The following is a 25430-nucleotide window of genomic DNA, read 5'->3' on the forward strand; positions in this document are numbered from 1 at the left end:
CCGGACCGGCGGAAGCGGCCCGCACGAGCCTGTGGAAGACCGGCCGCGGGGTCAGTCCTTGTGGACCGTGCCGTCCGGGTCCAGCCCCCGGAAGGACAGCAGCACGATCAGGATGCCGCCGCACACGATCGCCGAGTCCGCCAGGTTGAAAACGGCGAAGCCCTTGGGCGCGATGAAGTCCACGACCTTGCCCTCGAAGACCCCGGGAGACCGGAAGATCCGGTCCGTGAGGTTGCCGAGGGCGCCGCCGAGCAGCAGGCCGAGCGCGATGGCCCAGGGGTAGCTGTACAGCTTGCGGGCCAGGCGGATGATCACCACGATCACGGCGGCCGCGATCACGGTGAAGATGACGGTGAAGGCCGCGCCGAAGCCGAAGGCCGCGCCCGGGTTGCGGATGGCGTTCAGCTCCAGCCAGTCCCCGATCAGCTTGATCGGGGCGTGGCCCTCCAGCTTGGCGACCACGAGCGTCTTGCTGATCAGGTCCAGGGCGTACGCGAACGCGGCCACCGCGAACAGCAGGGCGATCCGGCGCCCGCGGCGGCCCCGCACCCGCTCGGGGGCCGGCTGCTCGCCCGCCGTCCGCTCGCCGCTGTCGTCCGGGGTGTCCGGCGTACCGATGATGCGCTCCGCCTCTGCCACGTGAGTCCCTCAACCTAGGTGCCTGGCTGAGGACGAGACTACGGCACGGCCCGGCGGCCCCTCACGTTCAGGAGCGACGTTCCTGCTTCTGCTTGCACTCCACACACAGGGTGGCCCTGGGGAAGGCCAGCATCCGCGCCTTGCCGATGGGATTGCCGCAGTTCTCGCACAGGCCGTAGGTGCCCGCGTCCAGCCGTTCCAGGGCGTGCTCGTTCTGGATCAGCATCTCGCGCGCGTTGGCGGCCAGGGCCAGCTCGTGCTCCCGGGTGATGTTCTTGGTCCCGGTGTCGGCCTGGTCGTCTCCCGCGCCGTCCCCGGAGTCCCGCATCAGGCCCGCGAGGGACGCCTCGGAGGAGCTGATCTCGTCGCGCAGCCGCTCCACCTCGGACAGCAGCTCGGCACGGGCCTCCGCGACCTCTTCCGGGGTCCAGGGGTCCTCACCGGGGCGCACCGCCAGTTCGCCGGGCTCCGCCGCGGCGACCCGCGCCTTCGGAACGGCGGTGCCCGTCGTGGCCGTACCAGGAGTCTTCTTCGCAACCACTGTCGTGGCTCCCGTCTGCTTCGCGGCCCGCGCCGCGCCCGCTTTCTTGGCCGTGCTCGTCCCGGCCGCCTCCGTGGAGACGCCCTCGGCGGCCGCCTTCCTGCCGCCGGCCTTCCTCGCCGCCGGCTTCTTCGCGGCCGTCTCCTCCGCCTGGGCCACCCCCTTCGCCGTCGGCTTCCTCCCGCCGGCCTTCTCGGCCGGCGCCTTCTTCGCAACCGCCGTGCCCGCCGCCGCGTCGCCACCGGCCGCCTTGTCGGCCGGCGCCTTCTTGGCCACGGCTTTCCCGGCAGCGGACTTCTTCGCCGCCGTCTCCTTGCCGGCCGCCTTCTTGCCGGGTGCCTCCTTCGCCTCGGGCTTCCCCGCCACGGTCTTGCCGACGGCGGCCTTCTTCGCGGCGCCCTTCTTGACCGACGCCCCCTTGGCAGCCGCCTCCTCGCCGGCCGTCCCCTCGCCGACCGTCCCCTTGGCGACCGTCTCCTTGGCGACAGACTTCCCGCCAGCCGCCTCCCTCACCGTGCTCTTCTCCGCGCCCGCTTTCCCGCCGGCCGTCCCCCCGACGGCCCTCCCCTTGGCCACGGACTTCCCGTCGGCCGTCCCGGCGGCGGCCGTCCCCCGGGCCACGGACTTCCCGCCCGCCGTCTCCCTCACCGCGGTCTTCTCGGCGGTGGTTCTCCTGGCGGCCGGATTCTTCCCGGCCGGATCCTTCCCGGCGGTCTCCTTCGCCGTCGTCCTCCTGGTGACCGGCGCCGCGTCCTTCCCGGCGGCCGCCCGCTTCCTCGCGGCCGCTCCCTCGGCCTCGCCGCCGGAGGAAGCCGCAGCGCCGGAGGCGGCCACGCCCCGGCGCCGGCCGGTAGCCGGCTGCTGTACGGCGGTCTTTTTCGCCACCATGGCCGCGGCCCCTTCACATATTGTGATCTTGCTCGCGAATCGTGCTGGGACGATAAATCGACTTGAGTCCCGCGGCAACGGGGCACACCGCCCGATTCGCCCGCCCGCACCCCCCGCGCAGCGGGCCTGCATCCGTTGTGCCCAGCTCCCCGCCGGGTAATCCGCCGGGCCGGGCCTGCCGGGACCCGAGCGCCCGCCACCTCGCCATTCGGGTCATCCCGGCCTCTCGCCCGGACCACGGCCGCACCGCGCGGAAAACCGGTCAGCCGCTGTCCGTGCGGCGCCGTACACTGGGCGGAGCGAGAAGCGTGGATGGGGACGAGTAGCGGCGTACGCAGCCCAGAGCGACCCGGGGACGGTGGAAGCCCGGGGGCGAGCGCGACGTGAAGATCACCCCGGAGCCGCCGGAAGAAAGCCACAGCCACGGCGCTGGGGCGAGTAGAACCGGCTTCGCGACCCCAATGAGGGGGCTCACCGGCGTGCACGGCGCGGCGGAGGGCCAAGGAGGGTGGTACCGCGGGAGCGCGCCGCACACGGCGTAAGCAGGATCGAAGGCTCTCGTCCCTCCGACGGAAGGCAGCAAGTCCGTTGGAGGATGCTCGCAGATGACAGCGCCGACGTACCGCCAGGTGCCCGCACAGGTCGACCTGCCCGCTCTTGAGCACGCCGTGCTCGACTTCTGGCGCGACCAGAAGATCTTCACCAAGAGCCTGGAGCAGTCCGAGGGCCGCCCGGAATGGGTGTTCTACGAAGGCCCGCCCACCGCCAACGGCATGCCCGGCGCCCACCACATCGAGGCACGCGTCTTCAAGGACGTCTTCCCGCGCTTCCGCACCATGCGCGGCTACCACGTGGCCCGCAAGGCCGGCTGGGACTGCCACGGCCTGCCCGTGGAGCTGGCCGTCGAGAAGGAGCTGGGCTTCTCCGGCAAGCAGGACATCGAGGCGTACGGCATCGCCGAGTTCAACGCCAAGTGCCGCGAGTCCGTGACCCGGCACACCGACGCCTTCGCCGAGCTGACGACCCGCATGGGCTACTGGGTCGACCTGGACGACGCCTACCGCACCATGGACCCCGAGTACGTGGAGTCGGTCTGGTGGTCGCTGAAGGAGATCTTCGGCAAGGGCCTGCTGGTCCAGGACCACCGGGTCGCCCCCTGGTGCCCGCGCTGCGGCACCGGCCTGTCCGATCACGAGCTGGCGCAGGGCTACGAGACGGTCGTCGACCCGTCGGTGTACGTCCGTTTCCCGCTCACCTCCGGTCCGCTCGCCGGCGAGGCCGCGCTCCTGGTGTGGACGACGACCCCCTGGACCCTGGTGTCCAACACGGCCGTCGCCGCGCACCCGGAGGTCACCTACGTCGTCGCCACCGACGGTGAGGAGAAGCTCGTCGTCGCCGAGCCGCTCGTCGCCAAGGCGCTCGGCGAGGGCTGGGAGACCACCGGCCAGACCTTCACCGGCGCCGAGATGGAGCGCTGGGCGTACCAACGTCCGTTCGAGCTCGTGGAGTTCCCGGAACCGGCGCACTTCGTGGTGAACGCCGACTACGTGACCACCGAGGACGGTACGGGTCTGGTGCACCAGTCCCCCGCCTTCGGTGAGGACGACCTCAAGGTCTGCCGCGCCTACGGCCTGCCCGTGGTCAACCCGGTCCGCCCGGACGGCACCTTCGAGGAGGACGTCCCCCTGGTCGGCGGCGTCTTCTTCAAGAAGGCGGACGAAAAGCTCACCGAGGACCTGTCGCAGCGCGGCCTCCTCTTCAAGCACCTGCCGTACGAACACAGCTACCCGCACTGCTGGCGCTGTCACACCGCGCTGCTCTACTACGCGCAGCCCTCCTGGTACATCCGCACGACGGCGATCAAGGACCGCCTCATCCAGGAGAACGAGAAGACCAACTGGTTCCCGGAGACGGTCAAGCACGGCCGCTTCGGCGACTGGCTGAACAACAACATCGACTGGGCGCTGTCCCGCAACCGCTACTGGGGCACCCCGCTGCCCATCTGGCGCTGCGAGGACGACCACCTCACCTGCGTCGGCTCCCGCGCGGAGCTGACCGAGCTGACCGGCGCCGACCAGTCGGGCCTCGACCCGCACCGGCCGTACATCGACGAGGTCACCTTCGCCTGCCGCCACGACGGCTGCGGCAGGACGGCCACGCGCGTGCCGGAGGTCATCGACGCCTGGTACGACTCGGGTTCGATGCCGTTCGCGCAGTGGGGCTACCCGTACAAGAACAAGGAGCTGTTCGAGAGCCGGTACCCGGCGCAGTTCATCTCCGAGGCGATCGACCAGACCCGCGGCTGGTTCTACACGCTGATGGCCGTCGGCACCCTGGTCTTCGACAAGTCGTCGTACGAGAACGTCGTCTGCCTGGGCCACATCCTCGCCGAGGACGGCCGCAAGATGTCCAAGCACCTCGGCAACATCCTGCAGCCGATCCCGCTCATGGACCAGCACGGCGCGGACGCGGTGCGCTGGTTCATGGCGGCCGGCGGCTCCCCGTGGGCGGCCCGCCGGGTCGGCCACGGCACCATCCAGGAGGTCGTCCGCAAGACCCTGCTGACGTACTGGAACACGGTCGCCTTCCAGGCGCTGTACGCCCGTACGTCCCAGTGGGCGCCCAGCGCCGCGGACCCGGCCCCGGCCGAGCGGCCGCTGATCGACCGCTGGCTGCTGTCCGAGCTGCACGCGCTGACCGACCAGGTGACGCAGTCCCTGGAGGCCTACGACACCCAGCGCGCCGGAAAGCTGCTGTCGGCGTTCGTCGACGACCTGTCCAACTGGTACGTCCGCCGCTCGCGGCGCCGCTTCTGGCAGGGCGACAAGGCCGCACTGCGCACGCTCCACGAGGTGCTGGAGACGGTCACCAGGCTGATGGCGCCGATCACCCCGTTCATCACCGAGCGGGTGTGGCAGGACCTGATCGTGCCGGTGACGGCGGGTTCGCCGGAGTCCGTGCACCTGGCCGGCTGGCCGGAGGCGGATCTGTCCGCCATCGACCCGGAGCTGTCCCGGCAGATGGTCCTGGTCCGCCGGCTCGTGGAGCTGGGCCGCGCCACGCGCGCGGAGTCGGGCGTCAAGACCCGTCAGCCGCTGTCCCGCGCGCTGATCGCCGCGACCGGCTTCGAGTCCCTGCACCCGGAGCTGCACGCCCAGATCACCGAGGAGCTGAACGTCTCCTCGCTGGCGTCCCTCTCCGAGGTCGGCGGCTCGCTGGTGGACACCACCGCCAAGGCCAACTTCCGAGCCCTGGGCAAGCGGTTCGGCAAGCGGGTGCAGGACGTGGCGAAGGCCGTCGCGAACGCGGACGCCGCCGCGCTGTCCCTCGCCCTGCGTGAGGGCACGGCGTCGGTGGAGGTCGACGGTGAGACGGTCGCCCTCGCCCCCGACGAGGTGATCATCACCGAGACCCCGCGCGAGGGCTGGTCGGTGGCCTCCGACTCCGGTGCCACGGTCGCCCTGGACCTGGAGATCACCGAGGAGCTGCGGCAGGCGGGCCTGGCCCGCGACGCGATCCGGCTGATCCAGGAGGCCCGCAAGAACAGCGGCCTGGACGTGGCCGACCGGATCGCCCTGCGGTGGGGCTCGACGGACGCCGCGGTGATCGCGGCCCTGACCGAGCACAGCGAACTGATCGCCGACGAGGTCCTGTCGACCGACTTCGCCCAGGGCGAGGCCGACGACAGCTTCGGTGAGCCGTTCACCGACGAGGGGCTGTCCCTGACGTTCCGGCTGCGGAAGGTGTAGGCGCCGAGCGGTTCGAGAAGGGCCCGGTCTCCGTGGGGAGGCCGGGCCCTTCCTCATGGGCGTCGTCGGGGCCGTCTCCGTGCGCTCCGCCCGCCTCGTCGGCGATCAGCGGTCACCGCGGAACCACCGCCGACATGCCCGTCAACCCGCGTAAAAAGGGCGGGCCCCCAGGACCGAAGTCCGGGGGGCCCGCCCTATGGGACGCTGCCGACGCCGTTGTCGTACTAGTGCCCGGTGCTCAGTTGTCGTCCTCGTCGATCAGGAACCCGCGCATCGGCGAGGGCGCCTGGCCCATCGGGGACGGACCCTGCGGGCGGACCGGGGCCATGGGCTGGGTCATGGCCGGGGTCATCTGCTGCTGACCGCCGTACGACGGGCCGGACGGAGCGGGGTTGCCGCCCATCGTCTGGTTGCCGCCGTAGGACGGGGCGCTCGCGCCGGCCGGGGCCATGGAGGGCGCCGGGGACGGCGGCAGGGACGCGGTGGCCGGGGTACGCGGCGGGGCCAGGGAGTCGTCGGCCTGGGTCTCCAGCTGGCGCAGCTGCGACTCCAGGTACGACTTCAGGCGCGTGCGGTACTCGCGCTCGAAGCCGCGCAGGTCCTCGACCTTGCGCTCCAGCGTGGCGCGGGCGGACTCCAGGGAGCCCATCGCGACGCGGTGCTTCTCCTGCGCGTCCCGCTCCAGGGCGTCGGCCTTGGCACGGGCGTCACGCTCCAGACCCTCGGCGCGGCTGCGGGCCTCGCCGACGATCTTGTTGGCCTCGGAGCGGGCCTCGGCGATCGCCTGGTCGGCGGTCTGCTGGGCCAGCGAGAGGACTCGGGCGGCGCTGTCGCCACCGGGGCCCTGACCGGGGCCGCCCATCGGACCGCCCATGGGGCCGCCCATCGGGCCACCCATCTGCTGCTGCATGGGCGGCTGGCCGCCCATCGGGCCCTGGCCCATCGGACCCTGACCCATCGGGCCCTGGCCCATCGGACCGGGACCCTGCGGGCCGCCCTGGCCGCCGGGACCGGCGGGCAGCTGCGGGGCGCCGCTCGGCAGCTGGGGCGGGCCACCCATGGGGCCGCCCATCTGCTGCTGCGGCGGGCCCGATATGCCGGCGGGCACCGGCGCGCCGGGACCTCGCATGCCCTGCTGCTGCGGGTGCTGCGGCTGGTCCTGCTCCGGCGGGCCCTTGCGCATGTTCTGCTGGTTCTGCGCGGCCGCACGGGTCGCCGCGGCCAGCTTGGCGCGCAGGTCCTCGTTCTCGCGGAGTAGACGGGTCAGTTCGGCTTCGACCTCGTCGAGGAAGGCATCGACCTCGTCCTCGTCATAGCCTTCTCGGAGGCGGACGGTCGTGAACTGCTTGTTCCGCACGTCCTCGGGGGTCAACGGCATCTCTTCACCTCAACGTAGTCATCGGCAGTCGGCAAGACCGTATCGTCCACCCTCATCACATGAAGCTCCCCGTGATGGAGAGGAGGATGTAGACGATGATCATCAGTACGAAGAAGGACAGGTCGAGCGCCACGCCCCCGAGACGCAGCGGCGGGATGAACCGCCGCAGAAGCTTCAGCGGTGGATCGGTGACAGTGTAGGTGGCCTCCAGTACGACCACCATCGCCTTGCCGGGTTGCCACGAGCGGGCGAACTGGAACACATAATCCATGACCAGCCGGAAGATGAGCACGGCGAGAAACACCAGCAGCGCGGTGTGGACCACCGTGACGAACACGCTCATGGCCTGCGCTTCCCTCTCCCCTGCTCCGTGCTCTTCCGAACTTCGATCCGGTTGTGCGTCTCAGCTCTGGTTGAAGAACCCGCCCTCTGCGATGCGGGCCTTGTCCTCCGCCGTGACATCGACGTTAGCAGGAGACAACAGGAACACCTTCTGCGTCACCCGCTCGATGCTGCCGTGAAGACCAAACACCAAACCGGCCGCAAAGTCGACAAGTCGCTTCGCGTCTGTGTCATCCATCTCAGTCAGATTCATGATCACCGGGGTGCCCTCACGGAAGTGTTCCCCGATGGTACGGGCCTCGTTGTAGGTCCGGGGGTGAAGCGTGGTGATCCGGTAAGGCTCTCGCTCGGACACAACCTTGGGCATGATCACCGGCGCGTTCTTCTCGAGGGGCTGACGTTCTTGTGTGATGGATGCCACGGGCGCGATGCGCGCCGGACGTCCGGATTCCGCGGCGAGCGAAGTCGAACGGACCACCGGCTCGCGCGGCGCGGGCGGTTGCACGATTCGCACCTCTTCGCCCCTTTGGGACTGATGTGCGCCGTGCGACTGGTGTGAAGATTCATGCCGTCGGTGATCCCGCTCGGGCTCCGGGTCCAGCTCGGGCTCGAAATCGTCGTCGGGGTCGAAACCGCGGCCGTCGTACCCATCGTCCTCCACGAGGCCGAGGTAGACCGCCATCTTGCGCATCGCGCCGGCCATGCTCTGAGTCCTCCGCTCTGTGGTGGATCGGCTGACGACTGCCAAGTGCCCGCGATCCACGAGGTCGTTGTGCCCGCCTTCACAGGCATTGACCATATTTTCTGCTGTGGTCCGACTTCTTGGCGACGTTACCCGAGCCTGGGGCGGACTCCGAGTACCGCAGTGCCGACGCGCACATGTGTCGCCCCGGCGGCCACGGCCTGTTCGAGGTCCGCACTCATCCCTGCCGACACCATGGTTGCAGCCGGATGGGCTCGGCGCAGGTCAGTCGACAAATCCATGAGCCGCTCGAACGCCGCCTGTTCACGCCCCGCGTACTCGCCGGTGAGCGGGGCGACGGTCATCAGTCCGTCGAGCCGCAGCCCCGGCGCCCCGCCGACGAGGTCGGCCAACTCTTCGATCCCGTCCGGCGCGACGCCTCCGCGCTCGCCCCGGCCGCTCGCGCCCGCGTCCAGCGCGACCTGGATCAGACAGCCCACCTCGCGCTCCGCCCGCACCGCCTCCTTCGACAGCGCGGTGACGAGCCGGGCGCGGTCGACGGACTGCACGACATCGGCGTAACCGACCACGGAACGGACCTTGTTGGTTTGCAACTGACCGACAAAGTGCCATTTGAGCGGCAGATCCGCACATGCGGCGGCCTTCGGCGCCGCATCCTGGTCGCGGTTCTCGGCGACATGACGTACACCGAGTTCCGACAGCATCCGCACATCGCTCGCCGGGTAGGTCTTGGTGACCACGATCAGGGTCACCTCCTCCCGCTTGCGCCCGGCCGCCACGCACGCGGCGGTGATGCGCTCCTCCACTTTCGCCAGGTTTGCGGCGAGTTGGGTCTTACGGTCCGTCATGCCCCATCAGTCCAGCCACACATAGCCCGCGAGCCGCCCGGTGATGCGGTCACGGCGGTAGGAGAAGTGGTCGTCCGACTCCAGCGTGCACGCCGGTGACTGCGCCCGGTCGCGCACCCCGAGCCGGTCGAGCTGCGCGTGCACCCCGGCGCTCACGTCGACCGCCGGCGTACCCCAGCTCGTTTCGGCGTGCGCCGCCGGCTCGGTGGCCGCCACCTCGGCGCGCATCGCCTCCGGCACCTCGTAGCACCGCCCGCACACGGCCGGCCCCGTGCGGGCGACGATCCGGCCCGGCTCGGCGCCGAGTTCGACCATGGCCCGCACGGCGGCGGGGACGACCCCCTTGACCATGCCGGGCCGGCCCGCGTGCGCCGCCGCGGCGACCCCGGCGACGGGATCGGCCAGCAGCACCGGCACGCAGTCGGCGGTGAGGACGGCTAGGGCGAGTCCGCGGCGGGCGGTGACGACCGCGTCGACCTCCGGTACCGGACGCTCTCCCCAGGGCTCGTCCACCACGGCCACGCCGGCCCCGTGCACCTGGTTCATCCAGACCACCAGACCCGGGTCGACACCGAGCGACTTGGCCGCGATGTCCCGGTTGGTCCGTACGGCCTCCGGGGCGTCGCCGACCGCGCCGCCGAGGTTGAGCTCCTCATACGGAGCGGCGCTCACCCCGCCCCACCGGTCGGTGAAGGCGAAGTGCGCGCCGCTCACGCTCTCGCGCTGTCCTATCACTTCAGGAAGTCCGGAACGTCCAGCTCCTCGGCCGCGCTGTCCGAGTAGGTCCGCGGCGACGGCGTCACCGGCGGGGCGCTCGGGATGTCGGCCACCGGCTCGGGCGCCGGCTCCGGCTCCTCCTTGGGCGTCACGCTGCCGAGCGAGCCGAAGGTCGGCCGGCTGGGCTCGGGCTGCCGCGCCGGGGGCTCCTCGCGGCGGGAAGAGGCCGAAGTCGAGGATGAGCCGAGCACGTTGTCCCGGCGGGCCGGCGGCTGGCCGCCGTCGAAGCCGGCCGCGATCACGGTGACCCGGACCTCGTCGCCGAGGGCGTCGTCGATGACCGCGCCGAAGATGATGTTGGCCTCGGGGTGGGCGGCCTCGCTGACCAGCTGGGCGGCCTCGTTGATCTCGAACAGGCCGAGGTCGGAGCCGCCGGAGATGGAGAGCAGCACGCCGCGGGCGCCGTCGATGGACGCCTCCAGCAGCGGCGAGGAGATCGCCATCTCGGCCGCGGCCACCGCGCGGTCGTCGCCGCGGGCCGAGCCGATGCCCATGAGGGCCGAACCGGCCTCGGACATGACCGACTTCACGTCGGCGAAGTCGAGGTTGATCAGGCCGGGCGTGGTGATGAGGTCGGTGATGCCCTGGACACCGGAGAGCAGGACCTGGTCGGCGGACTTGAAGGCGTCCAGGACCGAGACCTGGCGGTCCGAGATGGACAGCAGCCGGTCGTTGGGGATGACGATGAGGGTGTCGACCTCTTCGCGCAGCTCCGCGATGCCGTCCTCGGCCTGGTTCGCGCGGCGCCGCCCCTCGAAGGTGAACGGGCGCGTGACCACACCGATGGTGAGGGCACCGAGGGAGCGTGCGATGTTGGCCACGACGGGCGCGCCGCCGGTGCCGGTGCCGCCGCCTTCACCGGCCGTCACGAAGACCATGTCGGCCCCCTTGAGGACCTCCTCGATCTCCTCGCGGTGGTCCTCGGCGGCCTTGCGGCCGACGGCCGGGTTGGCGCCGGCGCCGAGTCCGCGGGTGAGTTCGCGGCCCACGTCGAGCTTGACGTCGGCGTCGCTCATCAACAGCGCCTGAGCGTCGGTGTTGATGGCGATGAACTCGACGCCCTTGAGACCGACCTCGATCATCCGGTTGATGGCATTGACACCACCGCCGCCGACACCGATGACCTTGATGACTGCGAGGTAGTTCTGCGGTGCTGCCACGTCGAAGGCCTCTCGCCTCGAATTACGTTGTCGCCGCCGTGCGGTGCCCCGCGCCGGGACGACGGATGCCGAATGGGACGGTCCGTAGCGCCGACCCGAACCCTAACCCTGAAGTTTAGGGTTACCAGTGTGTCTGTTCCCTGGAGTCTTCTGAACAGGACACTAAGTCGACAAGTGGCGCACGTTCAACGAACACGCCGAACCTCCCGTTTTTCTTTTCACCCTATGTGATCAGCCGTAGCAGTGCCCAACCAGGGTGCTGGCCTGCACTGATGGGCGTCAACTCCCCGAGGACGCAGGGGCGGTGGGCACACTGACATCGAAGTGCCGCGCGCCCGGGGCTGCTTTCATGAGAGCTGCGAGGGCCCTTGCCTTGGCGCGGCCGTTCTCGCTGCTGCCCCACGCCACCGTGCGACCGCCGGCCAACTGCAGCGAGATGTCGTCGTAGGAACGGACTTGGACGGTCCGGGTCTCCCTCGACACGGCGGCCGGCAGATCACCGGCGACCCGTACCGCCTCGCGCACCAGCCGGTCGGTGCCGAAGCGCCGGAAGCTCGCGGCACCCGAACCCGTACGGGAGACGGACAATTCCAGCATCGGAACGCCTTTCGGCGCCTCAGAAACCGTAGCGAACCGGACACCTTCGTCGTCGACTTCGACGAAGTTCCCGCCCTTTCCCACAAGCAGAACCGGAGTGCGCTCGGTCAGTTTCAGACCGATTCCATGGGGCCAGGAACGGACCACATCAACGGTGTCAATTCGGGGCAATTTCCGGCGAAGTCGGGCTTCGATCCGGTCGGTGTCGACGGAAATCATCGGCGCCCCCACCGGCACGGCCGCCGCCTCGCGCACCTCGGCGGGGGTCAGCACGAGCGTGCCGGACACCGAGACGTGCCGCACGCGCAGCCACTGGGAGCCGTACAACAACCAGGTACCACCGGCGCCGAGGAGGACGCAGAGCACCGCCAGGATGACGATCGTACGAAGGCGCCGTCTTCTGAGACCGCGGGCGGGCGGCGGGCCGGACGACTCCTGCTGGCGGTCACCGCGCTCGGCGGTCGTCGGTCCGGCCACGCTCATTGCCCTTTCGTCATACGGTCCTAACGGCGCGAGGCGATCGCCTCGTACACCATGCCGACGAGCAGGTCGTCGGCGTCCCGGCGGCCGAACTCGCTTGCCGCGCGGGACATCTCGTACAGCCGGTGCGGATCGGCCAGCACGGGCAGGACGTTCTGCTGCACCCACTCCGGGGTCAGTTCCGCGTCGTCGACGAGAAGTCCGCCGCCGGCCTTCACCACCGGCTGGGCGTTGAGCCGCTGTTCGCCGTTGCCGATGGGCAGCGGGACGTAGGCGGCCGGGAGCCCGACGGCGGAGAGTTCGGCGACGGTCATCGCGCCCGCACGGCAGAGCATCATGTCGGCCGCGGCGTACGCGAGGTCCATCCGGTCCAGGTAACTTACCGGGATATAGGGGGGCATTCCCGGCATCTGGTGCACCTGCGGCAGTTCGTTCTTCGGGCCGACCGCGTGCAGGATCTGGATGCCGGCCCGCTGGAGCCACGGCGCGACCTGCTGGACGACCTCGTTGAGGCGGCGGGCGCCCTGCGAGCCGCCGGAGACGAGCAGCGTGGGCAGGTTGGGGTCGAGACCGAAGCGGTGGCGGGCCTCGGGGCGGACGGCGGCGCGGTCCAGTGTGGCGATGGAGCGGCGCAGCGGGATGCCGATGTAGCGGGCGTCGCGCAGCTTGCTGTCCGGCGTGGAGACGGCGACCCGGGCCGCGTACCGCGAGCCGATCTTGTTGGCCAGGCCCGGGCGGGCGTTGGCCTCGTGGATCACGATGGGCACGCCGAGCCGCTTGGCGGCCAGATAGCCGGGCAGTGCGACATAACCACCGAAACCGACCACGGCGTCCGCCTTGGTGCGCTCCAGGATCTGCTCGGCGGCCTTGATCGTGCCGCGCAGCCGGCCCGGGACGGTGATCAGCTCGGGGGTGGGCTTGCGGGGCAGCGGTACCGCGGGGATCAGCGCCAGCTCATAGCCGCGCTCCGGGACGAGCCGGGTCTCCAGGCCGCGCTCCGTGCCCAGGGCCGTGATCCCCACGGTCGGGTCCTGCCTGCGCAGGGCGTCCGCGAGGGCGAGCGCGGGCTCGATGTGGCCGGCGGTCCCCCCACCGGCGAGTACGACATGCACCGAAATTCACCGCTCTCCGGACGAACGCGCCACTGGGGCACGCCGTCGCATCGTGTTCCATCTCCGAGGCCCCCGCTCGGCACCGGAGCCTCCCGCCCGCTTTCTACCAAAGCGAGGTTGCCGCGTCGCAAGCGCCGCCCGCGCAGCGGGCTCGTCGCGTGCGAAGGCGATCAGCAGCCCGATGGCGAACATGGTCGGCAGCAGGGCGGACCCTCCGTAGGAGAACAGCGGGAGGGGGACGCCGGCGATCGGCAGCAGACCGAGCACCGCACCGATGTTGATCACCGCCTGGGCGGTGATCCAGGTGGTCACGCCTCCCGCGGCATACCTCACGAAGGGGTCCTCCGTGCGTCCGGCCACGCGGATACCCGCATAGCCTAGAGCCGCGAACAGGGCGAGCACCGACAGCGTCCCCGCCAGGCCCAGTTCCTCGCCGGTGACGGCGAAGATGAAGTCGGTGTGGGCTTCCGGCAGTTGCCCCCATTTTTCCACACTCGCACCGAGACCGGAGCCGAAGAGCCCGCCGGAGGCGAGGGCGTAGATCCCGTGCACGGCCTGCCAGCAGTCGGCTACGCCGGCCTTGGGCTGGGTGGCGCCGATGCAGGCGAGCCGGGCCATCCGGTTGGGGCTGGTCTTGATGAGGACCCCGCCGATCAGGGTCGCGATCGTCAGCACCCCGGCGAACAGCCGGGTGGGCGCCCCCGCGAGCCACAGCAGGCCGAACAGGATCGCCGTGAGGATGATCGCGGTGCCCATGTCGCCGCCGAGCATGATCAGCCCCAGCAGCAGGAAGGCGCCCGGCACCAGCGGCACCAGCATGTGCTTCCACTGGTTCAGCAGTTTCTTCTCCTGCTTGCGGGCGATCAGGTCCGCGCCCCACAGCACCAGGGCGAGCTTGCCGAACTCGCTGGGCTGGATCTGGAAGGAGCCGCCGAGGGAGATCCAGTTCTGGTTGCCGTTGACCGCCATCCCTATCCCGGGCACCTGCACCAGGGCCATCAGGAAGACGGCTGCGGCGAGGATCGGGTAGGCGAGGGCCCGGTGCAGTTTCACCGGCATGCGGGAGGCCACGAACAGCAGCACCCCGCCCAGCACGGCGGCCAGCAGCTGCTTGCGGAAGAAGTACGACCCCGGCAGGGACATCTGCAGCGCGGTGATCTGGGAGGCCGAGTAGACCATCACCAGTCCCAGCACGGTGATCAGCACGCTGCCGCCGAGAATCAGGTAGTAGGCGGTCAGCGGCCGGTCCCAGGCCTTCCGCGCCCGGCTGCAGAACCGTTGCAGGGGGTTCTCGCGCCGAGGGCCGGGAACGGCGGGACGCGGACGCCGGGACGCCCGCTGCACGGGCGGCTTACCGGTACGGCTACTGGGCATCGGCGCCTCCACTGAACGTCGACCGTCCCACGCGTCCCTCCCAAGTTCCGCCCGGCGGGCGGCCGGGGTCAGGCTCCGAGTTCGCGGACCGCCGCCGCGAACGCGTCACCGCGCTGGTTGTAGTTGGTGAACATGTCCATGGAGGCGCAGGCCGGGGCCAGCAGCACCGTGTCGCCGGGCTGAGCGAGCCGCTTCGCTTCCGTCACCGCCTGGAGCATCGCCCCAGTGTCGGTCCGGTCGAGGTCGACCACGGGTACTTCCGGGGCGTGTCGCGCGAGGGCGTCGCGGATCAGCGCCCGGTCGGCGCCGATCAGGACCGCGCCGCGAAGCCGCTTCGCCGACTTGGCGACCAGCTCGTCGAAGGTCGCACCCTTCGCCAGACCGCCCGCAATCCATACGATCGACTCATATGCCGCCAAAGACGCTTCCGCGGCATGGGTGTTGGTCGCCTTGGAGTCGTCGATGTACGCGACCCCGTCGACGTCGGCGACGTGCGCGATGCGGTGGGCGTCCGGACGGAAGGCCTTCAAGCCCTCGCGCACGGCCCTGGCGGGCACCCCGAAGGCACGGGCGAGGGCCGCCGCGGCAAGGGCGTTGGCGATGTTGTGCGGGGCCGGCGGGTCGATGTCGGAGACCTCGGCGAGCTCCTGCGCGTTCTTCTGTCGGTTCTCCACGAAGGCGCGGTCGACCAGGATGCCCTCGACGACGCCGAGTTGGGAGGGCGCGGGGGTGCCGAGGGTGAAGCCGATGGCCCGGCAGCCCTCCTCGACGTCGGCCTCGCGGACCAGGTCCTCGGTGGCCTTGTCCTCGACGTTGTAGACGCAGGCGACCCGATTGCCTTCGTAGATACGGCCCTTGTCGCGCGCGTACGCCTCCATGGAGCCGTGCCAGTCGAGGTGGTCCGGGGCGAGGTTCAGGACGGCCGCCGAGTGGGCGCGCAGCGAGGGCGCCCAGTGCAGCTGGTAGCTGGACAGTTCGACGGCGAGGACGTCGTACCGCTCCTCGCCGAGAACCACGTCCAGCAGGGAGACGCCGATGTTGCCGACGGCGGCGGTGCGCAGGCCCGCGGCCTTCAGGATCGACGCCAGCATCTGCACGGTGGTGGTCTTGCCGTTGGTGCCCGTGACGGCCAGCCAGGGCGCCGCGTCGGGCCCGCGCAGGCGCCAGGCCAGCTCGACGTCGCCCCAGACCGGCACGCCCGCTTCGGCCGCCGCCGTGAAGAGGGGCTTGTCGGGCTTCCAGCCGGGCGCGGTGACGATCAGCTCGGTGCCCTCCGGCAGGGTCGCTCCGTCGCCGAGGCGCACGGTGATGCCGAGCGCCCGAAGCTCCGCGGCCTGTTCACGCGCGCGTGCGTCGTCGCCGTCGTTGACGACCGTGACGATCGCCCCCCGCGCGTGCAGCACCTTGGCCGCCGGGACGCCGGAGACACCGAGCCCGGCGACGGTGACGTGCTTGCCCTGGAAGTCGAAGAGCTCCGAGGTGGAGGTCACTTGTCCGCTGCCCATCCCGCATAGAAGAGGCCCAGTCCGACGATCACACAGATGCCCTGGATGATCCAGAACCGGACCACCACCAGGACTTCGGACCAGCCCTTGAGTTCGAAGTGGTGCTGGAGTGGCGCCATCCGGAAGACACGCTTGCCGGTGAGCCGGAAGGAGCCGACCTGGATGACGACCGACATGGTGATGAGGACGAACAGACCGCCCATGATGGCCAGCAGCAGCTCCGTGCGGGAGAGGATGGCCAGACCGGTGAGGACACCGCCGAGGGCGAGCGAGCCGGTGTCGCCCATGAAGATCTTCGCCGGCGAGGTGTTCCACCACAGGAAGCCCAGGCAGGCACCCATGAGCGCGGAGGCGATCACCGCGAGGTCGAGCGGGTCGCGCACCTCGTAGCAGGCGGCCGGGTTGGTCAGGGTCTGCGCGTTGGCGCAGGACTCCTGGAACTGCCAGACGCCGATGAACGTGTAGGCGCCGAAGACCAGCACGGAGGCGCCGGTGGCGAGGCCGTCCAGACCGTCGGTGAGGTTCACGCCGTTGGACATCGCGAGGATCATGAACAGCGCCCAGACGACGAACAGCACCGGGCCGATCGTCCAGCCGAAGTCGGTGATGAACGACAGCTTGGTGGAGGCCGGGGTGTTGCCGCGCGCGTCGGAGAACATCAGCGACAGCACGGCGAAGGAGATGCCGACGATCAGCTGGCCGGCCATCTTCGCCTTGGCCCGCAGACCCAGCGAACGCCGCTTGACGATCTTGATGTAGTCGTCGAGGAAGCCGACCAGGCCCATGCCGAACATCAGGCCGAGGACGAGGATCCCGGAGTAGGTGGGCGGGTAGCCGGTGATGAGCTTGCTCAGGAAGTACGCGGCGATGGTCGCCAGGATGAAGGCGATGCCGCCCATGGTCGGCGTACCGCGCTTGCTGGCGTGCTCGCGCGGACCGTCGTCGCGGATGTACTGGCCGTAGCCCTTGCGGGCCAGGAGCTTGATCAGCAGCGGGGTGCCGATCAGCGTCAGGAAGAGGCCAATGACTCCTGAGAACAGGATCTGCTTCATCATCGGGCGGCAACCTCGCCCTCGGCACCGGTCTCGACGAGCGCCTGGGCAACGCTCTCCAGACCCACCGAACGGGACGCCTTCACGAGTACGACATCCCCCGGGCGCAACTCGCTGCGCAACAGGTCGATCGCCGCCTGTGCGTCGGACACGTGCACCGACTCCTCACCCCACGAACCCTCGTTATATGCGCCCAGTTGCAGCCAGGAGGCCTCAATCCCCCCGACGGCGACGAGCTTGCTGACGTTGAGCCGGACGGCGAGCCGTCCGACGGCGTCGTGCTCGGCGAGCGCCTCGTCCCCCAGCTCGGCCATCTTGCCGAGCACCGCCCACGTGCGGCGCCCCTTGCCCATGGCCGCGAGCGCCCGAAGGGCGGCCCGCGTGGACTCGGGGTTGGCGTTGTAGGCGTCGTTGACGATGGTCACGCCGTCCGGGCGCTCGGTGACCTCCATGCGCCAGCGGGAGAGGGTGCCCGCCTCGGAGAGCGCGGTGGCGATCTCTTCCGCGGACATGCCCAGCTCATGGGCGACGGCGGCCGCGGCGAGCGCGTTCGACACGTGGTGCTCACCGTACAGGCGCATGGTCACATCGCATGCACCGGAGGGTGTGAGAAGCCTGAAGGCGGGCTGTCCGCTGTCCGTGAGTCGCACGTTCTCGGCGCGTACGTCCGCTTCGGCCGACTCTCCGAAAAGGACCACCTTCGCCTTGGTACGGGAGGCCATGGCGCGGACCAGGGGGTCGTCGGCGTTGAGGACGGCGACACCGTCCTCCGGCAGCGCCTCCACCAGCTCACCCTTGGCCTGCGCGATCTGCTCGCGGCCGCCGAACTCGCCGATGTGGGCGGTGCCGACGTTGAGGACCAGGCCGATCCTGGGCGGGGTGAGGCCGGTGAGGTAACGGATGTGCCCGATGCCCCGGGCCCCCATCTCCAGCACGAGGAACCGGGTCTCCTCGGTGGCGGTGAGCGCGGTGAGCGGCAGCCCGATCTCGTTGTTGAGCGACTGGGGCGTGAACACCGTCGGCGCCTTGCGCCGGAGGACCTGTGCGATGAGGTCCTTGGTGCTGGTCTTGCCCGCCGAACCCGTCAGGGCGACGAGGGTCGCGCCGAGCCGGCGTACGACGTGCCGGGCGAGGGCGCCGAGGGCGGTCTGGACGTCCTCGACGACGATCGCGGGCACGCCGACGGGCCGTGACGCCAGTACGGCGACCGCGCCCGCCTCGACGACCCGCGCCGCGAAGTCGTGGCCGTCCACGCGCTCGCCGACGAAGGCGGCGAACAGGCTGCCGGGCACCACCTCGCGGGAGTCCCGGACGACCGGTCCGGTGACGGCCACGGACGGATCCGGTATGTCGTGCGTCTGCCCGCCGACGACTGCTGCGATCTCGGCGAGGGAGAGGGCGATCACAAGTTCATCCCCTGGGTCTTCTGGATTTTCATCCCTGGGTCTTCTGGATGGCTGCGCGGAGCACCTGGCGGTCGTCGAAGGGACGGACCACGCCGGCGATGTCCTGGCCCTGCTCGTGCCCCTTGCCCGCGACCAGCACGGTGTCGCCGGCCCGGGCGCGGCCCACGGCGGCGGCGATCGCGGCGGCCCGGTCCTCGAAGAGGACCACCTCGCCACGCTCGTGCGCGGGCACGGAGGCGGCCCCCTGGAGCATGGTCGCGAGGATCGCGAGGGGATCCTCGGAGCGGGGGTTGTCGGAGGTCAGTACGGCCGTGTCGGCGAGGCGGGCCGCGGCGGCGCCCATCGGGGCGCGCTTGGTCCGGTCGCGGTCGCCGCCGCAGCCGAGGACGACGTGCAGCCGGCCCTTGGTGACCTTGCGCAGCGCCTTGAGCACGGACTCGACGGCGTCGGTCTTGTGGGCGTAGTCGACGACGGCGAGGTAGGGCTGCCCGGCGTCCACGCGCTCCAGGCGGCCGGGGACGCCCGGTACGGCGGCGATGCCGTCGGCGGCGGTCTGCGGGTCGAGTCCGGCGGCGGCGAGGGCGACGATGGCGGCGAGGGTGTTCGCCACGTTGAAGGGGCCGGGGATCGGCGACTTGGCGTGGATCCGCTCGCCGTTCGGGCCGACGACGGTGAACGTCGAGTCCATGGGGCCGACCTCGACGCCCTCGGCGCGCCAGTCGGCGTCGGGGTGGCCCTCGGCGGAGAAGGTGACGACCGGGACGGTGGCCTCCTGGGCGAGCCGGCGGCCGTACTCGTCGTCGGCGTTGATCACGCCGAGCTTGCTGCGTTTCGGCGTGAACAGCTGTGCCTTGGCCCGGAAGTAGTCCTCCATGTCGGAGTGGAACTCCATGTGTTCCGGGCTGAGGTTGGTGAACACGGCGATGTCGAAGACACAGCCGTCGACCCGGCCGAGGACCAGGGCGTGGCTGGAGACCTCCATGGCGACCGCCTCGGCGCCGCGCTCGCGCATGACGGCGAACAGGGCCTGGAGGTCGGTGGCCTCGGGAGTGGTGCGCTCCGACTTGATGCGCTCGTCGCCGATGCGGATCTCCACCGTGCCGATGAGGCCCGCCCGTCGCCCACCACCGCCCTCAACCGACGGCGCTTCGCGCCGGCCCCCCTCGTCCGCCGGGTGGGACGCGTCCAGGCCGCCCTCGACCAGATAGGCGGTGGTGGTCTTGCCGGAGGTGCCGGTGATGCCGATCTGGAGCAGGTCGCGGCCCGGGTGGCGGTAGATCGTCGCCGCCAGCTCCCCCATCCGACCGCGCGGGTCGTCGACGACCAGGACGGGCAGTCCGGTCGCTGCGGCGCGCTCGGCGCCCGTGGGGTCGGTGAGCACGGCGGCGGCGCCCAGGCTCGCGGCCTGGGTGACGAAGTCGGCGCCGTGCAGCCGGGCGCCCGGGAGGGCGGCGTACAGGTCGCCGGGGCGGACGGCGCGCGAGTCATGGGTGATGCCCTTGATCTCGGCGGCGCTCTCCGGCGCGGTGACACCCAGCTGGTCGGCGAGCTCCGCGAGGGGGGTGGCCGGGAGCAGCGTCGGCCTGGGCAGTCCCGGATATGTCACGGGTTGGCCCTTCTGGGTGGTTTGGGACTGATCAGCGTGTGGCACGGCGGTGAGCGTACCGGGCGTACCCGCTCCGGGGCGAAGCGAGGGGCTCGGGGCGCCGTGGTTCCCGGGTTCCGGGGTGATCGTTGTCACGAATTCGTTCCTGGTGTTCCGGTGCTGATCAGGGCTTGTAGTCGACGGGCAGGTTCGCGGCCGGCGTGCCGGTCGGCGGGACCTGCAGGGTCTTCAGGGCGAACTCCATCACCTGCTTGTAGATCGGGCCACAGATCTGACCGCCGAAGTAGCTGCCGGCGGTCGCGTTCTGGATCGCGCAGTAGACGGTGATGCGGGGGTTGTCCGCGGGCGCGAACCCGGCGAAGGACGAGGTGTACCCGCGGTACCTGCCGGTGGCCGGATCCACGCGGTTGGCCGTTCCGGTCTTGCCCGCGACGTTGTATCCGGGAATGCGGGCCTTGATGCCGGTGCCCTGTTCGTCGTCCACGACGGACTCCAGCATCCGGGCGAGGGTCCGGGCCGTCCTCGCGCTGACGACCCTCGTCTGCCCGGGCTTGGGCGCGGGGGTGAAGCGCCCGTCGGCGCCCTTGGTGCCGCGCACCAGGGTCGGCTGGATCCGGACCCCGCCGTTGGCGATGGTCGAGTACACGGAGGCGGCCTGCATCGCGTTGAGGGAGAAACCCTGGCCGAAAGGGATCGTGTACTGCTGCGAGGTGGACCACTTCTGGTAGGGCGCGAGGATGCCCCGGGTCTCGCCGGGGAAGCCGAGCCCGGTGTAGCTGCCGATGCCGAACTTGCGCAGATACGAGTAGAGGACCTTGTTGGCCTCGGGCTGGGTCCTGCCGAGCTGGCCGGTGGCCAGGATGGTGCCGATGTTGCTGGACTTGGCGAGCACGCCGTTGAGCGTGAGGTACCAGGTGTCGTGGTCGACGTCGTCCGAGAAGAGCCGGTCGCCGCGGTGCAGCCGGTTGGGTACGACGACGTGGGTGAGCGGGGTCGCGGCGTTCTGCTCCAGCACGGCCGCCATGGACATCACCTTGGCGGTGGAGCCGGGTTCGTAGGCGTCCTGGACGGCCGCGTTGCCCATGGCCGCGCTGTCGGCCTTCGACAGGTCGTTGGGGTCAAAACCCGGCGAGTTGGCCATGGCCAGGATCTGGCCGGTGCGGGTGTCCTGGACGACGACGTAACCGCGGTCCGCCCTGGACTTCCTCACCTGCTCGGTGATGGCGTTCTGCGCGGCCCACTGGATGTCGCGGTCGATGGTCAGCTCGACGTCGGAGCCGGGTACGGCGGGCGTCTCGTTCGATCCGGCCGTGGGCACCTCGCGTCCGCCGGACTGGGCGTAGCGGATCTTGCCGTCCTTGCCGGAGAGCTGTTTGTTCAGCTCCTGCTCGATGCCGCCGGCGCCCCGGCCGTCGGCGTTGACCCAGCCCAGTATCCCGGCGGCGAGGTCGTGGTTCGGATAGACGCGCTGGCTGCTGGGGTCGGCGAAGACGCCGGCGAGCACGTTGGCGGTGTTGTCGTCCGTCCCCGCCTTCTTGGCGAGCGCGGCCTTCAGGTCCTTGATCTGCTTCCAGACCTGCGGGGTCTGCCGGGTGGCGAGCCGGGTGTAGCGGGAGTTGCTGTTCTTGGGCCGCAGCTTCTTCACGATGGCGGCCTGGCTCTGCCCGAGGATCGGCGCGAGGAGCGCGGCGGCCTGCTCGGGTCCGTCGTCGATTTTCAGCTGCTTCCTGCTGAACATCGTGGGATCGGCCGTGATGTCGTACGCGTCCTCGCTGATGGCGAGGGCCACGCCGTTGCGGTCGGTGATCCCGCCGCGCTCGGCGGCCAGCGTGTGCACGACATACCGGTTCTGCTCGGCCCGCGCGGCGTACGCGCTGGCGTCGACGGCCTGCACCTGGAGCAGCCGTACGACGAAGGCGACCAGGACGAGGGTCAGGGTGAGGCTGACCATGCGCAGCCGGGGCCGCGGGCTGCCGAGCCGCAGCGGACGCTGGATCGGCGGCCGAGCGCTCGGCCGCCGGACCGGACGCGCACCGGGCCCCGGCTGCCGCCGCACGGCAGCACTCCTGGGCCGCGGCGGCTTGGCAGGCCCGGGCACACGGCGGCGCGGCGGTTCCCTGTCGGACACTTCCCTCACCTGCCGGGGATCGAGGTGGCAATGGGCTGGGACATCGGCAACGGTGCGAGGGCACCGATGCGGGCCGGGCGCCGCCGTCGCACGAGCGGGACCCCGGTGCGTGCCGGGCGGCACCCTCGCGCGAGCGCGGCCCCGCCACCGGACCGGCGGCCCACCACAGCCGTACCGAGCCGCAGCCGGTATCCGCGTCCTCCGGCACCCGGGCGGAGCCCATACGCAGGCCCGGGCACACGGCGGCGCGGCGGTTCCCTGTCGGACACTTCCCTCACCTGCCGGGGGTCGAGGTGGCAATGGGCTGGGACATCGGCAGCGGTACGCGGGCACCGATGCGGGCCGGGCGGCACCCTCGCACGAGCGGGACCCCGGTGCGGGCCGGGCGGCACCCTCGCGCGAGCGCGGCCCCGCCACCGGACCGGCGGCCCACCACAGCCGTACCGAGCCGCAGCCGACACCCGCGTCCTCCGGCACCCGGGCGGAGCGCACACGCAGGCCCGGGCACACGGCGGCGCGGCGGTTCCCTGTCGGACACTTTCCTCACCTGCCGGGGATCGAGGTGGGCTGGAGGATGGACGGGGGCGGGGGGACGGCACCGGCGGGGACGGCGAGGGTGGGCTGGCCCTGGGCCGGTGTGGGGGAGGGCGTGGCGGAGGCCGGGGTGGTGGTCGTGACCGGGCTCGCGGAGGGGCCGGCGGCCGGGGGCAGTGCCTCGGGGGCGACCGGCGCGGTGAGGGCGGCGGACTCGGGGGCGGCGGCGCTCGGGACGCCCTTGACCTTGCCGTCGGAACCGAGGAAGGCCGGGTCGCCGCCCGGGACCATGCCGAGTTGCCGGGCGCGGCGCTGGAGGGCGTCGGGGGACGAGTAGCCGTCGATGTCCCGCTGGAGGGACTGTTCCTCGTCGGTGAGGTTCTTCGTCTGCTTCTGCAGGTCGGCGAGTTTGAACGAGCCTTCGCTGAGGGCGGAGTTCAGCACGAGCAGACCGATGAGGCCGCCGCCGAGGAGCAGTACGACGAGGAGGACGAACGGGGTACGGGCGGCCCGGGCACGGCCGGCCGGGAAGAGCCGGGCGAGCCGCGCGGCCCGCCCCCTCAGTTCGGGTGACCTACTCACGGCTCCCCCGGCGGGTTCCGGAAGCCCTCATGACTCCCCCCGGCGTTCGGGGATCCAAGCGACCCGTCTCGCTCACTCGGCGTCCTCCCTGATGCGCTCGGCGCCGCGCAGCCTGGCCGGTGCGGCCCGGCGGTTCTCGGCGACCTCCTCCTCGGTGGGAAGTTCGGCACCCCGGGTGAGCAGCTTGAGCCGTGGCTGGTAGCGCTCGGGCACGACCGGCAGGCCGGGGGGTGCCGTGGAGGCCGCGCCGGCCGCGAAGACCTGCTTGACCAGGCGGTCTTCGAGCGAGTGGTACGCCAGCACCGCGATGCGCCCGCCGACGTCGAGCGCCTTCACCGCGGCCGGGATCGCCCGCTCCAGAACGGACAGTTCACCGTTGACCTCGATGCGCAGCGCCTGGAAGGTGCGCTTGGCGGGATTGCCTCCGGTGCGCTTGGCGGCCTGCGGCAGGGCGTCCCGGATCAGCTCCACGAGCCGGCCGCTGTTGCTGAACGGCTCCTTCTCGCGCTCGCGCACGACCGCGGCCACGATCCGCTTGGCCTGCTTCTCCTCGCCGTACGCCCGCAGGATCCGCACGAGTTCGCCCGCCGGATACGTGTTGAGGACCTCGGCGGCGCTGATGCCGGTCGTCTGGTCCATGCGCATGTCCAGGGGCGCGTCCTGGGCGTAGGCGAAGCCCCGGTCGGCCTCGTCGAGCTGCATGGAGGAGACCCCGAGGTCGAACAGGACGCCCTGCACGCGCGCGATGCGGAGCCGGCGCAGTACGGCGGGCAGCTCGTCGTAGACGGCGTGCACGAGGGTGGCGCGCTCGCCGTAGGGCGCCAGCCGCTCGCCGGACAGGCGCAGCGCCTCCTTGTCCCGGTCGAGGCCGATCAGCCGCGCCTCGGGGAACCGGCTCAGCAGCGCCTCGCTGTGTCCGCCGAGGCCGAGTGTGCAGTCGACGACCACCGCATCCGGGCGCTCCAGGGCGGGCGCCAGCAGGTCCAGGCACCGCTGGAGCATCACCGGGACGTGTCGACTCTGGCTCAAGGAGGCCTCTCATCTTCCGGCGGGCCGCACGCACCGCCGGGTCCCCGCCAGCTCGTGAAGGGTCAGGCCTGCCGGCGCCGGAAGCGTCAGCCGGACCGGGAGCGGGAGGAGGCCGAGCCGTACGTACGCGCCGCGCACGTGGGGAGACGTTCCGGGGGTGAGCCGGGGTCTCCGGGGTTTTCACCAGCAGGGAGAGCCGCGCCTCCCGCTTCGCGTCACTTTAGTCCACCCTGTCTCGCGGTCAATCAACCGGCCTGCGCGTCGCCTACCGCATCGTGACGGGAGCCGCGATTCGACGGGATTCACCCGGCCGGACCAGGTTTGCCCTCCCTGTGGGTTAGCTCACAACAAGCCTCGATGGCGTTCTTTGTCCCGTCTCACAGCGGGCCAGGACCGGGCGTGACCAGTAACGTCATGAGTATGACGACTTCCGCAGCAGTTCCCACTGGATCCGAAGGCGCCATAGCGAAGGGCGACACCGTCACGGACCGCCTGGTGGAGGCCAACCAGCGGTACGCCGCCGCGTTCGCCGATCCGGGTATGGACGCCCGCCCCGTTCTCAAGGTCGCGGTCGTGGCCTGTATGGACGCCCGTCTCGACCTGCACGCCGCGCTCGGCCTTCAGCTCGGCGACTGTCACACCATCCGCAACGCGGGCGGTGTCGTCACCGACGACGTGATCCGCTCCCTGACCATCAGCCAGCGGGCGCTCGGCACTCGCAGCGTCGTACTCATCCACCACACCGGCTGTGGCATGGAGTCCATCACCGAGGACTTCCGGCACGACCTGGAGATGGAGGTCGGCCAGCGCCCGGCCTGGGCCGTGGAGTCCTTCCGGGACGTCGACCAGGACGTGCGCCAGTCCATGGAGCGCGTGCGCACCTCGCCGTTCCTGCTGCACACCGACAACGTGCGCGGTTTCGTGTTCGACGTGCGCACCGGTCAGCTGCGGGAGATCGACCCGGCCTGATCCGGCGCACCACCGGCCTCCCCGAAAGCAT

The 25430-nt window shown here is 70.9% G+C and carries 20 protein-coding genes; 2 read left to right on the forward strand and 18 right to left on the reverse strand.

Features of this window, described 5'->3' with window-relative positions; all coding sequences use genetic code 11:
- Window positions 1–51 precede the first annotated feature (51 nt).
- The gene (lspA, locus tag AB0D93_RS04650) at window positions 52–639 is read right to left on the reverse strand and encodes a signal peptidase II (RefSeq protein WP_362112869.1); all 588 of its coding nucleotides are present in this window, start codon (window positions 637–639) and stop codon (window positions 52–54) included.
- A 67-nt stretch (window positions 640–706) separates the two neighbouring features.
- On the reverse strand, window positions 707–2068 hold the full coding sequence (locus AB0D93_RS04655) for a histone H1-like repetitive region-containing protein (protein ID WP_362112872.1): 1362 nt from the start codon (window positions 2066–2068) through the stop codon (window positions 707–709).
- Window positions 2069–2673: 605 nt separating this feature from the next.
- On the opposite strand from AB0D93_RS04655, the gene ileS reads away from it, so the two are divergent.
- Complete coding sequence (ileS, locus tag AB0D93_RS04660) at window positions 2674–5817, forward strand: isoleucine--tRNA ligase (protein WP_362112875.1); 3144 nt, start codon at window positions 2674–2676, stop codon at window positions 5815–5817.
- 238 nt (window positions 5818–6055) lie between these two features.
- Here the strand turns inward: ileS and AB0D93_RS04665 are convergent, their stop codons facing one another.
- From AB0D93_RS04665 to rsmH, 16 genes are all read right to left on the reverse strand, one after another.
- Window positions 6056–7195: a DivIVA domain-containing protein gene (locus AB0D93_RS04665; protein WP_362112878.1), complete on the reverse strand. Its 1140-nt coding sequence runs from the start codon at window positions 7193–7195 to the stop codon at window positions 6056–6058.
- Window positions 7196–7250: 55 nt separating this feature from the next.
- Entirely contained in the window at window positions 7251–7538 is a 288-nt protein-coding gene (locus tag AB0D93_RS04670) for a YggT family protein (RefSeq protein ID WP_055707297.1), read from the reverse strand.
- 60 nt (window positions 7539–7598) lie between these two features.
- Window positions 7599–8240, reverse strand: coding sequence for a cell division protein SepF (sepF, locus tag AB0D93_RS04675; protein ID WP_362112883.1), 642 nt, complete (start codon window positions 8238–8240; stop codon window positions 7599–7601).
- Between the two features lie 128 nt (window positions 8241–8368).
- A complete protein-coding gene (locus tag AB0D93_RS04680; protein ID WP_362112886.1) occupies window positions 8369–9088 on the reverse strand; it encodes a YggS family pyridoxal phosphate-dependent enzyme in 720 nt (239 codons plus the stop codon).
- A gap of 6 nt (window positions 9089–9094) precedes the next feature.
- Window positions 9095–9823 (reverse strand): peptidoglycan editing factor PgeF, encoded by a 729-nt coding sequence (gene pgeF / locus AB0D93_RS04685; protein ID WP_362112889.1) that lies wholly within the window; start codon window positions 9821–9823, stop codon window positions 9095–9097.
- Window positions 9820–11025, reverse strand: a complete 1206-nt coding sequence (ftsZ, locus tag AB0D93_RS04690; RefSeq protein ID WP_362112892.1) for a cell division protein FtsZ — start codon at window positions 11023–11025, stop codon at window positions 9820–9822. The genes pgeF and ftsZ overlap by 4 nt, the downstream gene beginning before the upstream one ends.
- Before the next feature lie 279 nt (window positions 11026–11304).
- Window positions 11305–12099 carry an FtsQ-type POTRA domain-containing protein gene (locus AB0D93_RS04695; protein WP_362113511.1) on the reverse strand — a complete coding sequence of 265 codons (795 nt, stop codon included), beginning with the start codon at window positions 12097–12099 and terminating at the stop codon, window positions 11305–11307.
- A gap of 26 nt (window positions 12100–12125) precedes the next feature.
- Entirely contained in the window at window positions 12126–13214 is a 1089-nt protein-coding gene (murG, locus tag AB0D93_RS04700) for an undecaprenyldiphospho-muramoylpentapeptide beta-N-acetylglucosaminyltransferase (protein ID WP_362112895.1), read from the reverse strand.
- 6 nt (window positions 13215–13220) lie between these two features.
- Entirely contained in the window at window positions 13221–14588 is a 1368-nt protein-coding gene (gene ftsW, locus AB0D93_RS04705) for a putative lipid II flippase FtsW (RefSeq protein WP_362112898.1), read from the reverse strand.
- A 68-nt stretch (window positions 14589–14656) separates the two neighbouring features.
- Entirely contained in the window at window positions 14657–16093 is a 1437-nt protein-coding gene (gene murD, locus AB0D93_RS04710) for a UDP-N-acetylmuramoyl-L-alanine--D-glutamate ligase (RefSeq protein ID WP_362112901.1), read from the reverse strand.
- Complete coding sequence (gene mraY, locus AB0D93_RS04715; RefSeq protein ID WP_362112904.1) at window positions 16075–17148, reverse strand: phospho-N-acetylmuramoyl-pentapeptide-transferase; 1074 nt, start codon at window positions 17146–17148, stop codon at window positions 16075–16077. The genes murD and mraY overlap by 19 nt, the downstream gene beginning before the upstream one ends.
- Window positions 17145–18551: a UDP-N-acetylmuramoyl-tripeptide--D-alanyl-D-alanine ligase gene (gene murF, locus AB0D93_RS04720; protein ID WP_362112907.1), complete on the reverse strand. Its 1407-nt coding sequence runs from the start codon at window positions 18549–18551 to the stop codon at window positions 17145–17147. Before murF ends, mraY begins: the two co-directional genes overlap by 4 nt.
- 28 nt (window positions 18552–18579) lie before the next feature.
- Window positions 18580–20292: a UDP-N-acetylmuramoyl-L-alanyl-D-glutamate--2,6-diaminopimelate ligase gene (locus AB0D93_RS04725; RefSeq protein WP_362112910.1), complete on the reverse strand. Its 1713-nt coding sequence runs from the start codon at window positions 20290–20292 to the stop codon at window positions 18580–18582.
- Between the two features lie 28 nt (window positions 20293–20320).
- Window positions 20321–22285 (reverse strand): penicillin-binding protein 2, encoded by a 1965-nt coding sequence (locus tag AB0D93_RS04730; protein ID WP_362112913.1) that lies wholly within the window; start codon window positions 22283–22285, stop codon window positions 20321–20323.
- 543 nt (window positions 22286–22828) lie between these two features.
- Entirely contained in the window at window positions 22829–23401 is a 573-nt protein-coding gene (locus AB0D93_RS04735; protein WP_362112916.1) for a septum formation initiator family protein, read from the reverse strand.
- A gap of 72 nt (window positions 23402–23473) precedes the next feature.
- Window positions 23474–24430 (reverse strand): 16S rRNA (cytosine(1402)-N(4))-methyltransferase RsmH, encoded by a 957-nt coding sequence (rsmH, locus tag AB0D93_RS04740; RefSeq protein WP_362112919.1) that lies wholly within the window; start codon window positions 24428–24430, stop codon window positions 23474–23476.
- A 420-nt stretch (window positions 24431–24850) separates the two neighbouring features.
- On the opposite strand from rsmH, the gene AB0D93_RS04745 reads away from it, so the two are divergent.
- Complete coding sequence (locus AB0D93_RS04745) at window positions 24851–25399, forward strand: carbonic anhydrase (RefSeq protein ID WP_362112922.1); 549 nt, start codon at window positions 24851–24853, stop codon at window positions 25397–25399.
- The last annotated feature ends 31 nt before the right edge of the window (window positions 25400–25430 follow it).

This window comes from Streptomyces sp. NPDC048191 (assembly GCF_040652655.1).
Taxonomy (GTDB): Bacteria; Actinomycetota; Actinomycetes; order Streptomycetales; family Streptomycetaceae; genus Streptomyces.